The sequence below is a fragment of the Actimicrobium sp. CCC2.4 genome (assembly GCF_034347385.1).
Classification (GTDB): Bacteria; Pseudomonadota; Gammaproteobacteria; order Burkholderiales; family Burkholderiaceae_D; genus Actimicrobium.
Genome location: NZ_CP133777.1, coordinates 2,628,400 through 2,642,204 on the forward strand (window position 1 = coordinate 2,628,400; position 13,805 = coordinate 2,642,204).

Consider the following 13,805-nt stretch of genomic DNA (forward strand, 5'->3'; position numbering starts at 1 on the left):
GCGATAATTACCGGTAATTATTCATCGCATAACTTTGAACCATTTGAATTAAAGGAAACACCATGAAAAAAGCACTGCTGATCGCCTCCCTGTTCGCCCTGACACTCGCTGCTTGCGGCAAAAAAGAAGAAGTCGTTGTCGTTCCTCCAGTCGTCGAGGCACCAGCTCCTGCTCCTGCTGCTACACCAGCTCCTGACGCAGCCGCTCCAGCCGCTGCTCCAGCTGCAGATGCTCCTGCCGCTCCTGCCGCAGATGCCAAGCCATCCGAAATGGCACCAGCACCTAAGTAATTTTAGGCTGATGCAAAAAACCGACCTTCAGGTCGGTTTTTTTTCGTCTGCAGAATGCTCAATCCAGGTCAATCCAGTCAAAGCCATCCGCTTGACTGGCAATCATGACTTGCACGGCATCGCCATCTAAACCAAGTGTCAATGCTGCTGCCGCCAGCGCTGCCGTATTGTTTTGCTGACTCAGGTGGGCACCGATCACCATGCGCAAGCGGGAGCGGTCGAGCGCCGCCAGAATTTGCGTGCTGCTATCGTTGGACAGATGGCCATAAATGCCGCCGATGCGGCGTTTCAGCGAGGGCGGATAGACCGAGTTCGCCAGCATATGCTTGTCGTGATTGCACTCGAGCACGAGCGCATCGCAACCGCCCAGTGCGCCCACCAGATGCGGGGTGGAATGACCGGCATCGGTCAGCACACCAAGTCGCACGCGCCCATCGCTGGCCACATACTGCACAGGTTCCCGCGCATCGTGCGGCACGGTGTAGGGCATGAGTTCCAGATCACCAATCGGGACCGCCACGCCATCGCGGCAAAACCGGATATCAACGCCTTTGCAATCGTCCCGCACTGCCTGGAAAGTACCGTAGCTGAGCCAGACCGGAACGTGGTAACGGCGCGCAAATTTGAGCGCGCCGCTGACGTGGTCAGAATGTTCGTGGGTGATGACGATGGCGCTCAATTCGGCCGCCGCCATGCCGATGCGTGCCATGCGACGCTCGGTCTCCTTGACGGAAAAACCGCAGTCCAGCATGACGGTGGTGCGCGTCATGCCGGAAGCTGCGGTGATCAGCAGCGCGTTTCCTTCGCTGCCGCTGCCCAGACTGGCAAACTTCAATGGAGCAAGTTAAGCAAATCCGGCGATTACTTGAGCTGCTCGTTGAGCAAAGTCAGAATACGATCGGCCGTACTCGACATCTCCGGCTTGCCGTCGGCATTGAGTACCGTGATCCGGCTGATGGTACCGAGTTGTTTCACTGAGACGCGGTATTTCTGGGCTGTCTTGGCCTTGTCGTCAGAGCTGCTGAACAGCCGTGAGAAGAAGCCTTTTTCGCCATTCGGCTTGCTCTTCGCATCCTGCCCGAGGTCGATATAGCGCACGAAATACATGCCCTGGACCCGATCACGATCTTCGACAGTAAACCCTACGCGGTCCAGCGACAGGCCAACCCGGCGCCAGGCGCGGTCAAACCCTTCATCCACTTCAACATAGGGACCGCCCGCATCCTTGCCGAGCTTGGCACGGTTTGGCTGTTGCACGGCCTGCGCGACAATGCTCTTAGCCTTGACTTCCTCGACACCCAGACGCGCCATCAGACGCGACAGGAATTCGGCTTCGAGGCCCGGATCGGCCGGACGGGGTGTCCAGACCGTGCCATCTTTTTGCGCACCGGTCAGCACTTCCTCGGCACCACGGTGGCTGATATACACCTCGGTCGACCCATCGGCCCCGCGCTCGAGACGGGTGCGGAACTTGTCACGCTCGCCCGTCGAGTACAGCGAATCGACCACCTTGCCCAAGGTCTTGCGCAAGAAGTCCTGAGGAATTTTTGCGCGATTTTCTGCCCAGTCGGTTTCCATCACGCCGGCTTCCGGCCTTTCGATATTGATCAGAAAACCCGACTCCTGCCAGAAGTCCTTGATCTGCGGCCACAGTACCTCCGGGCTTTGCTTGACCACCAGCCAGCGCTCGTTACCGTCGCGCACAACGCGCGCTTCCGGCGTGACTGCCGGCGCTACCACCGCCGGCGCGGCGCTGGTCGCTACCGGCAGCGTACCGGTCTGCGCGGTATAGCTCGATGCCGTAGCGGTTCCTCGGTTACTTTCGGGGATTGCATAGCGGCTGTCTTTTTGCAATTGAGTCAGGTCGGGTGGCACTTCCAGATTGGTCGTGGAAGCCTTGCTGGCGCTTTTGTAATCCAGCCGATCCGGCTCCATGATCGAATTGAGCGAACTGCAGCCAGCCAGTCCGGTAAGGGCAACCGCCAGAAGGAGGCTGCGGGCTGTTTCAGGGTTGGAGCGTAGGGTCATGTCGATGCGATATAAGAGTCGGATGGAAGTCGAAAAAATTTCGAGCAGGGACGCTTGTCGAAGCGGCTTATTGTAGTACGCCCGATTCGCGCATCGCCGCGCGAACCACCGCGTGGAATTCAGCGGCAAGGGGGACAAGCGGCAAACGCATGCCCGCTTCGATCAGGCCGATTTCCTGCATCGCCCATTTCAGCGGTACCGGGTTCGGTTCGATAAACAGCTTGTTATTGAGCGGCATCATGCGATTGTTAATCCGGATAGCCTCGGCCAGGTTGCCGGCGATCGCGGCGGCGCACAGTTCGTGCATGGCACGCGGCGCAATATTAGCCGTGACAGAAATATTGCCTTTACCGCCGCACAACATCAATGCCATTGCCGTTGCATCGTCGCCGGAATACACCGCAAACGTGGGTGGCAGCAATCTCAGCAGGTCAATGCCACGACCGATATTACCGGTCGCATCCTTGACCCCGACGATGCCTGGTACGCCAGCCAGGCGCACGATGGTGTCGTTGCTCATGTCTGCCACGGTACGACCGGGCACGTTGTACAGGATCGCCGGCAAGTCGACCGATTCGGCGATCTTTTTGAAATGCTGGTAGATGCCTTCTTGCGTAGGCCGGTTGTAATACGGCACCACCAGTAGCGAGGCATCGGCACCGGCGCTCTTGGCATAACGGGTCAGTTCGATCGCTTCGGCGGTGGAGTTGCCACCGGTGCCGGCGATAATTGGAATGCGCCGATCGGTGTGTTCGACCGCAATCTTGATCAATTCACAATGTTCATCGACGGTGACGGTCGGCGATTCGCCGGTGGTCCCGACGATCACGATACCGTCAGTTCCTTCTGCGATATGCCAGTCGATCAACTTGCGCAATCCCGGTAAATCGAGACTGCCATCGGTGTGCATCGGTGTAACGATTGCGACTAAGCTTCCCTGAATCATGATTATTGAATCGCCAGATAATGAGGTGGGTAATTGTAGCGGATAGCCGGAGGCTACGGGAAGGTGTCGGTACGCGTCTCTACAAACAATTACCTGTCCTCTGACAGCCGCAATAGCTCGGCCGGCATTTCGCTACACAATTTAATTGCACACAATTTTTGTCGCATGGCAGGCGTGGGAAAGGCGTGATAGCCGTCTTCAAAAGCCAGTACATGAACTTGGGCAGCCAGTGCCGCCGCCAGCAGTTCGCCGGGTTGCAGCAGGAAAGCCGGACTGGATGGCTTGCCGAACGCGCCATTGCCCTGCGCAAAAGTTTCGTAGATCAATACGCCGCCATCGACCAGGCTGGCGAACAGCAGCGGTAACAATGGCCGATGCAAATAATTGGTCACGATGATGCCGGCGAAACGACCAGCTTGCAGCAGTTGCGCCGCACCATCACCGTTTTCCAGATCGATGCAAGCCGTGTCGATATGCGGGCCTGCCGTGGCGGCGAGCGCTTCGGCCATGCGGTCCACTGCCAGCACCGGATGGCCGGCATCCGCCAGCAAGCGCGCATGACGGCCGCTGCCGCAGGCAAGATCGAGCACCAGGCCCGACGGAATGCGGGTGGCGAAGCGCTGTACCCACGCCGATGGCGCATCGGTCTGATGAAGCATCAGCTGTACGACAAGCCCATCGCGTCGCGCACGTCACGCATGGTTTCCTGTGCCAGCTTGCGTGCCGTATCGCGGCCATCGGCGACGATCGCCCGCACCAGCGACGGATCATCCAGATAGACTTGCGCGCGCTCGCGCATCGGCTCCTGCTCTTTCAGGATCGCGTCGATCACTGGTTGCTTGCATTCGAGGCAACCGATGCCTGCCGACTTGCAACCCTTCATGACCCACTCATGCGTGCTGGTATTGGTGTACACCTGATGTAACTGCCAGACCGGGCACTTCTCGGGATCACCCGGATCGGTGCGGCGCACGCGTGCCGGATCGGTCGGCATCGTGCGGATCTTTTTGGTCAGGCTGTCCTTGTCTTCGCGCAGCGCAATGGAATTGCCATAGCTCTTGGACATTTTCTGGCCATCGAGACCGGGCAGACGGGACGATTCGGTGAGCCGGCATTGCGGCTCGACCAGAATCAGTTTGCCGCTGCCTTCGAGATAGCCGAACAGGCGCTCGCGGTCAATCATGCTGAGGTTTTGGGTATCGTCGAGCATCGCCTTGGCTTGCTGTAGCGCCTCGTCTTTGCCTTGCTCCTGATACGCCTTGCGCAGTTCGGCATAAATCTTGGCGCGTTTGCCACCGAGCTTTTTGACCGCATCACGGGCTTTTTCTTCGAAGCCTTTTTCCTTCCCGTACAGATGATTAAACCGCCGCGCAATTTCGCGCATCATCTCGATGTGCGGCACCTGATCGGCACCGACCGGCACCTGGCTGGCGCGATAGATCAGCACATCGGCGGCCTGCAACAGCGGGTAACCAAGGAAGCCATAGGTTGCGAGATCGCGATCAGCGAGTTTTTCCTGCTGATCCTTGTAAGTCGGCACCCGTTCGAGCCAGCCCAACGGCGTAGCCATCGACAGCAACAAATGCAGCTCGGCGTGCTCCGGCACTTGCGACTGGATGAACAGCGTCGATTGCGATGGATCGACACCGGCGGCAAGCCAGTCGATCAACATGTCCCAGGTACTGGTTTCAATGATGCTCGGATCGTCATAATGCGTGGTCAGCGCATGCCAGTCGGCGACAAAAAACAGGCAGGGCAATTCGGATTGCAGCCGGATCCAGTTTTTCAGGGCGCCGTGGTAATGGCCGAGGTGCATCGCACCAGTAGGCCGCATGCCGGAGACTACACGATCAGGATACATAGTCGATCAGTTCAAAAGGAAGTGGAAAGGAGTGAGCAGCAGCGTCAGGAAACCGCGACCCAAGGCCATCACCGGCAGCACCCAGATCGGGTACAGGATTTTGGTCAGCGCCAGGCCCAGCACGATGAAGAAACCATACGGTTCGAGCTTGGCGTACTGGTTGGCGATCTTGTCCGGTAGCAGACTGTACATGACACGTCCGCCATCGAGCGGCGGAATCGGAAACAGGTTGAACGCAAACACGACCAGGTTGACCATCACGCCGGCCTGCACCATATCGTAGAAAAAGGGCTCTTGCACGCCGACGGCGGCCATGATAATCCCGAGCATGGCCCAGACAAATCCCATGAACAAATTGGACGCCGGTCCGGCAAAGGCCACCCAACGCATGTTGCGCTTCGGATTGCGCAAGCGCCCGAAGTCTACCGGCACCGGCTTGGCATAGCCGAACAGGAACGCGCCACCCGTCGAAAAGTACAGCAGGATAGGTACCAGAATGGTGCCGACCGGGTCGATGTGGACGATCGGATTGAGCGTCATCCGGCCCTGGGCATAAGCGGTGTTGTCGCCGAAATAGCGCGCCGCATAAGCATGTGCCGCCTCATGCAGGGTGATGGCGAACAGCACGGGTAAGGCATAGACCGCAACGGTCTGGATCAAATCATTCATGGGCGGAGTTTAGCAGAGGGAACAGGGCGTCCTGCGAAATGCAGCAGAACCGGCGGGGAACAGGCAGCGTTACCAAATCAGAAACCGAACAGCGCCAGCGGTCCGCGTCCGGCCCGGATCAGCACCGGCTCGTCGCCGCTGAGGTCGACCACGGTGGTGGGTTCGAGGCTACAAGCGCCACCATCGATAATCAGGTCGACTTGCTTTTCAATGCGATCACGCACACTGTCAGCGTCGGTGAGCGGATGCTCATCGCCGGGCAGAATCAATGTGGTGCCCAGCAGTGGCTGGCCGAGTTGTTCGAGCAAGGCCAGCGCAATCTTGTTCTCCGGCACGCGCAGACCGATGGTCTTGCGTGACGGATGACTGACCCGGCGCGGCACTTCCTTGGTCGCTTCCAGGATCATTGTGTAGGACCCGGGCGTGGCTGCTTTCAGCAAGCGGTATTGCTTGTTGTCGACCTTCGCATACAGCGCGATCTCGGCGAGGTCACGGCATAGCAAGGTCAGCAGATGCTTGTCATCGACGCCGCGCAAGCGGCGCAAGCGCGTCACGGCATCCTTGTCATCGAGATGGCAGACCAGCGCATAGCTGGAGTCCGTTGGCATCGCAACGATGCCGCCGCGATGGATAATTTCTGCCGCCTGATTGATCAGGCGTTGCTGCGGATTGTCGGCATGAATCTGAAAAAATTGGCTCATCAAACAAAACGGCGGCCACTACGGCCGCCGTCCCCAAATAAAATAACGGTTAGCGCTGGCCGCGCAGCGCGGCAATGCGTTGCTCCATCGGCGGATGCGTCGAAAACAGTTCCATGAATCCGGGCTTGTCGCTGATACCCATCGAGGCCATCGACTGCGGTAGCGCGTTCGGGGTCATGCCACTGAGGCGTTGCAGTGCGCGCACCATCGGTTCGGACGAGCCCAGCAGTTTGGCCGAGCCGGCGTCGGCGCGGAATTCGCGGTGACGGGAGAACCAGGCGACGATGATGGAGGCACCGATACCAAGAACAATTTGCGCCACGATCACCGTCACCATATAGCCGATGCCGGGGCCGCTATTGCTGTCGCCGCGGGACAGAGCGCGATCGACTGCATAGCCGATCACGCGCGACAGGAACACCACAAAGGTATTCACGACACCCTGGATCAGCATCATGGTCACCATGTCGCCATTGGCAACGTGGGCGATTTCGTGGGCCAGAACGGCTTCGATTTCTTCCTTGTTCATCGATTCGAGCAAGCCGGTCGAGACCGCCACCAGCGCCGAATTTTTGAAGGCACCGGTCGCGAACGCATTGGCCTCGCCGTCGTAGATGGCCACTTCCGGCATCGTGATTCCGGCCCGCATCGCGAGCTTCTCGACGGTGCTGATCAGCCAGAGTTCAGTTGAATTACTTGGTGATTCAATGACCCGGGCACCGGTGGAACGCTTGGCCATCCACTTGCTGATAAGCAGCGAGAAAATCGAACCGGCAAAGCCGACGATCAGCGAGAACACCATCAACATCGGTAAGTTCAGTCCGGCCTGCGTAATGAAGCGGTCGACGCCCAGCACCGACAGCACGACGGACAGGACGAGCATCACCGCAATATTGGTGGCCAGGAACAGGAAAATTCGTTTCATACAAGACACTCCGGAGTGGGGTTGGCACGTGGAGCGCAGATGCGGCCGTCGGCCCCGGATTTCAAGACCTGCGCTGCAGGTCCCAATCAGCCCAGACCGGCGTGACCGATGGTGGCAACGGCGGCAAGGCTCCGAGATCGACACGCGACTCGCCGGGACCATGAAAATCGGAACCCCGTGAGGCCCGCAAGCCGTAACGCGTGGCCATCCGGGCGAAGGTATCGTACTGATCGACCGTGTGGCTGCCGGTCATGACTTCGATGGCGCTGCCGCCGTAGCTGATGAATTCATCCAGGAAGGCACCCAGCTGCAGATCACTGAAATCATACCGTCCGGGATGGGCGACGACCGCCGTGCCGCCGGCCCCGCGTATCCACTGAACCGCCTGCTTCAGTGTGGCCCAGCGATGTGGCACGTAGCCGGGACGGCCTTCGATCAGGTACTTGCTGAAGACATCCGGCACGTCGCGACATTCGCCGATTTCAATCAGGTAGCGCGCGAAATGGGTACGTGAAATCAAGTCCGGATTACCGACAAAATTGAGGGCACCCTCGAACGCATCGGGTATGCCTACCATCGCCAGTTGATCCGCCATGTCGTGCGCGCGTTGTTCGCGCCCCGAGCGCGTAGAGTCCAGGCCCAGCACCAGTTGCGGATTGGTTTCGTCGATTTGCAGACCGACGATGTGGACGGTTTCGCCAGCCCAGGTAATCGAGATTTCGACGCCGGCAATGAATTGCAGATCGAGCGCGTGTGCGGCATGGCGCGCCTCGGCAATGCCACTGACTTCGTCATGGTCGGTCAAGGCCCAGACATCGACGCCGTTGGCCTTGGCACGCGCAGCGACTTGCGCCGGCGCCAGCAAACCGTCAGAAAAAGTGGAATGGCAATGCAGATCGATATTCAGCACGGGGACGACGCAGTTCAAACAATTGGGGAGACCAATTGTAGCGTGATGCAGGCCTTCGCATCGCCGCGTGGCCCGGCGGCCCGTTACAGCAGGAAATCCTCCACCAATTGCGCCAGTTGTTCGGGCTGGTCGTGATGCAGCATGTGCCCGGCCTGATCGATCATCGCGGTCTGCACCGAGGGCAGGAAGGCGATGCGCCTGTCGATCTCGACACGTGCCTGTTCCTTCGGCCCCATCCAGCGCCAGACATCGGTCTGCGCCGCTTCGACCCACAGCACCGGCGCAGTGATGCGCTGCCAGCAGGCCATCGCTTCGTCGACCTGGTAGAGCAGCGGACTCGATTGCTTGTGGGCGGCGTCGCCGAGGATGCGCCAGCTGCCATCATCCTGCTGCGCCGCCCAATGGCCGGACAGGAACGCAGCGCGGGCATTCGACAGGCGCGGATTGGTTTTTTGCAGCCGGGCCGCGACTTCGGCTTGCGATGCGTAGGGTCGCAACGGACTTGATACCGCCAGCTCTTCCAGCCATTTTTCATAGCGGCGCGGTGCCTGTTCCGGACGGGTCACCGGCATGCCGAAGCCTTCGAGGTTGATCAGTTTTGCGACGCGTTCAGGACGGATACCCGCATACAGCGTCGCGACATTGGCACCCATGCTATGACCCAGCAGATTGACTGCCTGCGCCGGTGCGTAATGGTTCAGGATGGCATCGAGGTCACCAAGGTAATCGGCAAACCAGTAGCTGTCCGCACCGGAATTTTCGGTCAGGCCGAAGCCGCGCCAGTCCGGCGCAATCACATGCCAGTCGCGCGCCAGATGATCGACGACAAACTGGAACGACGCCGAGACATCCATCCAGCCATGCACCATGAATAACAGCGGCGCGTCCGGATTACCCCAATGGCGAATGTGGTAACGCAGACCGCGTACCGTGATAAATTCCGAGCGGGAAGCTTTCATGTTTTCCTGTATGCGAGATGTAGAGCAAAGTGCAAGCGATGCGACCGAATAGAACGACCGTGCAAAATTATACCGGAGTACACATGCCTGCAGTCAGCAAGACCCCCGTCCAAGACCAGTACCAAAGCCTGTATGACGACTTCGTCTGGCATGTCCCGACCCGCTTCAACATCGCTGAGGTATGCAGCCGGCGCTGGGCCAAGGACCCCGAACGCATCGCGCTGCTGTGCGATGACGAGTCCGGCGAGCACAGCGCGCTGACCTATCAGGAATTGCATGACGAAGCCAATCGCCTGTCCAACGCGCTGCGCTACCTCGGCATCGGCCAGCAGCACTGCGTGGCCATCATCCTGCCGCAGCGCGCCGAGACCGCGATCGCGCACATGGCCTGCTATCAGCTCGGCGCAGTGGCCATGCCGATGTCCATCCTGTTCGGCCCTGACGCACTCGAGTACCGCTTGCAGGACAGCGCCGCCAGCGTCGCCATCGTCGACCAGGCCGGACTTGACAACCTGCTGGCCAGTCGGGCGCACTGCCCTGCCCTCAAGCACCTCATTTACGTCGACGGCGAGCATGTCGATTGCCTTGACTGGCACGAATTGCTGGCCGAGGCATCGACGGTCTTTACACCCGTCGATACGCTGGCGACCGATCCCGCCATCCTGATTTACACCAGCGGCACGACAGGCGCACCGAAAGGCGCATTGCTGCCGCACGCCGCCGTGATCGGCAACCTGACAGGCTTCGTCGCATCGCAAAACTGGTTTCCTAAAAAAGGCGATGTGTTCTGGTCGCCGGCCGATTGGGCCTGGACCGGCGGCCTGATGGATGCGCTGCTGCCGACGCTGTACTTCGGTCAGGCCATCGTCGGCTATCAGGGCCGCTTCAGTGCCGAGGTCGCCTTCCGGCTGATGGAAAAACACGCAGTCACCAATACCTTCCTGTTCCCGACCGCCCTGAAGATGATGATGAAAGCGGTGCCCTTGCCGCGCAAAACTTACAAGCTGAAACTGCGCGCCATCATGAGCGCCGGCGAAGCGGTCGGCGATGCGGTGTTCCACTGGGGCCAAAAAGCGCTTGGCGTGACCATCAATGAAATGTTCGGCCAGACCGAAATGAACTACATCGTCGGCAATAGCGCCGCCAAATGGCCGGCGCGTCCGGGCAGCATGGGTCGTCCGTATCCCGGTCACCGGGTTGCCGTCGTCGACGCTGACGGCAAGGTACTGCCGGCCGGCAGCATCGGCGATGTCGCGCTCAACCGTACCGACCGGCATGGCATGCCGGACCCGATTTTCTTCCTCGGCTACTGGAACAATCCGCAAGCCACCGCCGACAAGTTTCGCGGCGACTGGTGCTGCACCGGCGACCTGGCACTGATGGATGAGGATGGCTACCTGTGGTACCAGGGCCGTGCCGATGACATGTTCAAAGCGGCGGGCTATCGCATCGGGCCGTCCGAAATCGAGAACTGCCTGGTCAAGCATGCGGCCGTCGCCAATGCCGCCGTGGTGCCCAAGCCGGACGCCGAGCGTGGCAATCTGGTTAAGGCCTTCGTGGTGCTGGTCGATAGTGTCGCGCGCAATCCGCTGGCCGATGCAGCACTGAAGACTGAGTTGCAAGCGCACGTGAAATCACAGCTGGCACCGTACGAATATCCGAAAGAGATCGAGTTCATCGATGCGCTGCCGATGACCACCACCGGCAAGGTGCAGCGGCGCGTGCTGCGCGAACTGGAGCGCGACCGCGCCGGCACGCCATCCTGATTCTGCGGCGGCAGTAAAATGCCGCCTTTACCGCATTCATTGACAGGATATTTTTCATGGCCATCTACCAGTACGGCGAGCACACGCCGCAAATTGATCCGTCGGCCTACGTCACCGACGAAGCCACACTGATCGGCAAGGTGCGCCTCGCCGCTAACAGCAGCGTGTGGTTCCATGTCACGCTGCGCGGCGACAACGAGCTCATCAGCGTCGGCGAAAACAGCAACGTCCAGGAAGGCGCGGTCTGCCATACCGACATCGGCTATCCGCTGACCATCGGCGACAACGTCACCGTCGGTCATCAAGCGATGCTGCATGGTTGCACCATCGGCGAAGGATCGCTGATCGGCATCCAGGCCATTATCCTCAACGGCGCAAAAATCGGCCGTCACTGCCTGGTCGGTGCCGGTGCACTGGTCACCGAGGGCAAGGAATTTCCGGACCATTCACTGATCATCGGCTCGCCCGCAAAAGCCGTACGCACGCTGACCGCCGACGAAATCACCAAGCTCAGCGGCAGCGCTGCCAGCTACGTGGCGCGCGCGCAATCGTTCAAGACCACGCTGACAAAGGTGCTGGCATGAGCGATACCAAGAGCCCCGATACGCTGCAAAAATTCATGTTCGAAGGTGCTCCGGTACGCGGCGAACTGGTCGAGTTATCGGCCACCTGGCGACAGGTGCAGCAACGGCGTGACTATCCGCCCGCCGTCAAGACACTGCTCGGCGAGATGATGGCAGCAGCAGCCCTGCTATCAGCCAACCTGAAGTTCAATGGCGCGATCGTCATGCAGATTTACGGCGATGGTCCGGTACGCCTGCTGGTGGTCGAATGCGATGGCGACCTGCACATGCGCGCCACCGCCAAGTTCGATGCCGACGCCATCATCAGCGAAGCATCGATGCTGCCCGACCTGGTGAACCTGAACGGCAAGGGCCGTTTTGTCATCACGCTGGACCCGAAAGACAAGCTGCCCGGCCAGCAAGCCTACCAGGGCGTCGTGCCACTCGACGGCGACTCGATTGCCACCGTCATCGAACACTACATGCTGCGTTCGGAACAGCTCGATACGCGCTTGTGGCTGGCCGCCGATGCCAATGTCTCGCGCGGTCTGCTGCTACAAAAACTGCCGAGCACGGGCGGTATCGATGCACCTGTCGATGATGACCTTGCCACCTGGGATCGCAGCGTGATGCTGGGCTCGACACTGCGCAATGCCGAACTGCTGGAGACGGATATCGAGACGCTGATGCGCCGTCTGTTCTGGGAAGAAACCATCCGCGTCTTCGACCCGCAGCATCCGAGCTTCCGCTGCACCTGCAGCCGCGACCGGGTCGGCAACATGCTCAAGATGCTGGGCGAAGAAGAAGTCAATTCGGCACTCGCCGAAATGGGCAAGATGTCGGTCGATTGCGATTTTTGCGGACAGCATTACGCGTTCGACAAAGTCGATTGCGCGCAATTGTTCGTCGCCACCGAGGTGCTGGCGAGCGACAGCAAGGTTAAGCATTAAAAACAATAAGCACTCCGCGAGTGCCGGGTTCGCGCGAAATATTCGTAGGGTGGGCACAGCCTTTCGTGCCCACGCGCGCCCCCCGCAAAAGCTGGTCAAGTCCGCCAGCGTGCACCTCAAAACCCGTAACGCACCCCCGCATTCAATCCCAGCGAAGTCGCCCGCGACACCGACCATGCATTCCCGCGAAGCTGCACATAAAACGGTCCGGCACCATAGCCCAGCCCAACCGTCTTGAAACGACTTTCATAGCTACCCGTGAATGCGCCCAGCGTGCTGTGATACGTCACCGCGACTGCAGGGATCGTGGTTGCTGCGAGGTGGTCAGCACCCAGCTTCACCAGCCACTGATCCTGCCGGTACGACAGACTGGCCGATCGCGTGGCACCTATCGTGCCGGATTTGCTGATCAGGCTATTTTGCCCGGTCAGCAACGGCTGGTAATTCACGTAACCGTTCTGGTCCGTGCTGGTGACGTCCGAGTGAATGCTTTTCTGCACCGTCGGCAAGTTCGACCAGCGCAGGCGGCTCCACAGATCATCGACCGCAAGGTTCGCGGTCCAGCGTGCATCCAGCGGCAATTGCAGTGCCACCGACAGGCTTGCACCGGACGATGCCTGGGACGCCGCCGGCATGAACGGGTAGCGATACCGGCTATCCGATTCCAGTGACTGCGCATTGAAACCGTAAGCACCCGCCCCCTGATAACTGGCATTGCCAACGACGGCAGTATCGCGGTGACGCAGTGTTCCGTACAGCGCACCGGACAAGCTCACCTGCACGCCATACGCAAGGACAACCGTCCGGGCCACACGCAGGCCGGAGGCCGACCACGATTGGAAACGCGCATCGAGATCGAACCTGCGCGCCGCATCCGGACGCTGGCGCTGCTGATACAGATGATAAAAATCCACCGTATCGCGACTGGCATCAAGCGCGCCTTCCTGGCGGACTTCGACGCCTACCCGCCAACCCTCCTTCTCGACGCCGATGCTGGCGCGATTACGCTGCAAGAATACATTGCGGCCATTGCGCGGCGCGTAGCCCTCGCCCCACTTGCCGCCGAATTCGTCGACCGGAATTGCATCGTAAGCGGCCCACGCACTGATGTCGGCATAGGCTTGCCAGCCGGTTGCCGGTGCCTGCCATGGTGACAATTGCAGGGCCATCACCTCAGGACTGGCGATCGACGATGCCAGCACAGTGAAAAATAAAAAACGTTGCATGAGTAAGCACC

At 59.8% G+C, this 13,805-nt stretch carries 15 protein-coding genes; 4 read left to right on the forward strand and 11 right to left on the reverse strand.

Annotated features, from left to right (window positions below):
• Nucleotides 1–62: 62 nt before the first annotated feature.
• Nucleotides 63–290, forward strand: a complete 228-nt coding sequence (locus RHM62_RS11990; protein WP_322122325.1) for a hypothetical protein — start codon at nt 63–65, stop codon at nt 288–290.
• Between the two features lie 58 nt (nt 291–348).
• On the opposite strand, the gene RHM62_RS11995 is transcribed toward RHM62_RS11990, so the two are convergent.
• The 10 genes from RHM62_RS11995 to RHM62_RS12040 form a co-directional block, all read right to left on the reverse strand.
• The gene (locus tag RHM62_RS11995; RefSeq protein WP_322122326.1) at nt 349–1,125 is read right to left on the reverse strand and encodes an MBL fold metallo-hydrolase; all 777 of its coding nucleotides are present in this window, start codon (nt 1,123–1,125) and stop codon (nt 349–351) included.
• Nucleotides 1,126–1,151: 26 nt separating this feature from the next.
• Nucleotides 1,152–2,318, reverse strand: a complete 1,167-nt coding sequence (bamC, locus tag RHM62_RS12000) for an outer membrane protein assembly factor BamC (RefSeq protein ID WP_322122327.1) — start codon at nt 2,316–2,318, stop codon at nt 1,152–1,154.
• Between the two features lie 67 nt (nt 2,319–2,385).
• Nucleotides 2,386–3,264, reverse strand: a complete 879-nt coding sequence (gene dapA / locus RHM62_RS12005; protein ID WP_322122328.1) for a 4-hydroxy-tetrahydrodipicolinate synthase — start codon at nt 3,262–3,264, stop codon at nt 2,386–2,388.
• Between the two features lie 89 nt (nt 3,265–3,353).
• On the reverse strand, nt 3,354–3,923 hold the full coding sequence (locus tag RHM62_RS12010) for a class I SAM-dependent methyltransferase (protein WP_322122329.1): 570 nt from the start codon (nt 3,921–3,923) through the stop codon (nt 3,354–3,356).
• Nucleotides 3,923–5,125 (reverse strand): tryptophan--tRNA ligase, encoded by a 1,203-nt coding sequence (locus RHM62_RS12015; protein WP_322122330.1) that lies wholly within the window; start codon nt 5,123–5,125, stop codon nt 3,923–3,925. The genes RHM62_RS12010 and RHM62_RS12015 overlap by 1 nt, the downstream gene beginning before the upstream one ends.
• A 6-nt stretch (nt 5,126–5,131) precedes the next feature.
• Nucleotides 5,132–5,794 carry a site-2 protease family protein gene (locus RHM62_RS12020; protein ID WP_322122331.1) on the reverse strand — a complete coding sequence of 221 codons (663 nt, stop codon included), beginning with the start codon at nt 5,792–5,794 and terminating at the stop codon, nt 5,132–5,134.
• Nucleotides 5,795–5,871: 77 nt separating this feature from the next.
• Nucleotides 5,872–6,495 carry an L-threonylcarbamoyladenylate synthase gene (locus RHM62_RS12025; protein WP_322122332.1) on the reverse strand — a complete coding sequence of 208 codons (624 nt, stop codon included), beginning with the start codon at nt 6,493–6,495 and terminating at the stop codon, nt 5,872–5,874.
• A 49-nt stretch (nt 6,496–6,544) separates the two neighbouring features.
• On the reverse strand, nt 6,545–7,420 hold the full coding sequence (htpX, locus tag RHM62_RS12030; protein WP_322122333.1) for a protease HtpX: 876 nt from the start codon (nt 7,418–7,420) through the stop codon (nt 6,545–6,547).
• Nucleotides 7,421–7,481: 61 nt separating this feature from the next.
• Nucleotides 7,482–8,330, reverse strand: a complete 849-nt coding sequence (locus RHM62_RS12035) for a 3',5'-nucleoside bisphosphate phosphatase (RefSeq protein ID WP_322122334.1) — start codon at nt 8,328–8,330, stop codon at nt 7,482–7,484.
• Between the two features lie 83 nt (nt 8,331–8,413).
• Nucleotides 8,414–9,289, reverse strand: a complete 876-nt coding sequence (locus RHM62_RS12040) for an alpha/beta hydrolase (RefSeq protein ID WP_322122335.1) — start codon at nt 9,287–9,289, stop codon at nt 8,414–8,416.
• 83 nt (nt 9,290–9,372) lie between these two features.
• Here RHM62_RS12040 and RHM62_RS12045 point away from each other — a divergent pair, with 83 nt between their 5' ends.
• Genes RHM62_RS12045 through hslO form a run of 3 tightly spaced genes read left to right on the forward strand, consistent with a single transcriptional unit; the run spans nt 9,373 to nt 12,568 of the window.
• Nucleotides 9,373–11,055 carry an acyl-CoA synthetase gene (locus RHM62_RS12045; protein WP_322122336.1) on the forward strand — a complete coding sequence of 561 codons (1,683 nt, stop codon included), beginning with the start codon at nt 9,373–9,375 and terminating at the stop codon, nt 11,053–11,055.
• Between the two features lie 56 nt (nt 11,056–11,111).
• Nucleotides 11,112–11,639, forward strand: a complete 528-nt coding sequence (locus tag RHM62_RS12050) for a gamma carbonic anhydrase family protein (protein WP_322122337.1) — start codon at nt 11,112–11,114, stop codon at nt 11,637–11,639.
• On the forward strand, nt 11,636–12,568 hold the full coding sequence (gene hslO, locus RHM62_RS12055; protein WP_322122338.1) for an Hsp33 family molecular chaperone HslO: 933 nt from the start codon (nt 11,636–11,638) through the stop codon (nt 12,566–12,568). Before RHM62_RS12050 ends, hslO begins: the two co-directional genes overlap by 4 nt.
• Nucleotides 12,569–12,684: 116 nt before the next feature.
• On the opposite strand, the gene RHM62_RS12060 is transcribed toward hslO, so the two are convergent.
• Nucleotides 12,685–13,794, reverse strand: a complete 1,110-nt coding sequence (locus RHM62_RS12060) for a hypothetical protein (protein ID WP_322122339.1) — start codon at nt 13,792–13,794, stop codon at nt 12,685–12,687.
• Nucleotides 13,795–13,805: the final 11 nt, after the last annotated feature.

What these genes read in the sequence shown, in the direction of transcription:
- RHM62_RS12015 (WP_322122330.1), bottom strand. Translation starts at nt 5,125, where the DNA reads ATGTATCCTGATCGTGTAGTCTCCGGCATGCGGCCTACTGGTGCGATG.
- RHM62_RS12020 (WP_322122331.1), bottom strand. Translation starts at nt 5,794, where the DNA reads ATGAATGATTTGATCCAGACCGTTGCGGTCTATGCCTTACCCGTGCTG.
- bamC (WP_322122327.1), bottom strand. Translation starts at nt 2,318, where the DNA reads ATGACCCTACGCTCCAACCCTGAAACAGCCCGCAGCCTCCTTCTGGCG.
- RHM62_RS12060 (WP_322122339.1), bottom strand. Translation starts at nt 13,794, where the DNA reads ATGCAACGTTTTTTATTTTTCACTGTGCTGGCATCGTCGATCGCCAGT.
- RHM62_RS12010 (WP_322122329.1), bottom strand. Translation starts at nt 3,923, where the DNA reads ATGCTTCATCAGACCGATGCGCCATCGGCGTGGGTACAGCGCTTCGCC.
- hslO (WP_322122338.1), top strand. Translation starts at nt 11,636, where the DNA reads ATGAGCGATACCAAGAGCCCCGATACGCTGCAAAAATTCATGTTCGAA.
- htpX (WP_322122333.1), bottom strand. Translation starts at nt 7,420, where the DNA reads ATGAAACGAATTTTCCTGTTCCTGGCCACCAATATTGCGGTGATGCTC.
- RHM62_RS12045 (WP_322122336.1), top strand. Translation starts at nt 9,373, where the DNA reads ATGCCTGCAGTCAGCAAGACCCCCGTCCAAGACCAGTACCAAAGCCTG.
- dapA (WP_322122328.1), bottom strand. Translation starts at nt 3,264, where the DNA reads ATGATTCAGGGAAGCTTAGTCGCAATCGTTACACCGATGCACACCGAT.
- RHM62_RS12040 (WP_322122335.1), bottom strand. Translation starts at nt 9,289, where the DNA reads ATGAAAGCTTCCCGCTCGGAATTTATCACGGTACGCGGTCTGCGTTAC.
- RHM62_RS12025 (WP_322122332.1), bottom strand. Translation starts at nt 6,495, where the DNA reads ATGAGCCAATTTTTTCAGATTCATGCCGACAATCCGCAGCAACGCCTG.
- RHM62_RS11990 (WP_322122325.1), top strand. Translation starts at nt 63, where the DNA reads ATGAAAAAAGCACTGCTGATCGCCTCCCTGTTCGCCCTGACACTCGCT.
- RHM62_RS12050 (WP_322122337.1), top strand. Translation starts at nt 11,112, where the DNA reads ATGGCCATCTACCAGTACGGCGAGCACACGCCGCAAATTGATCCGTCG.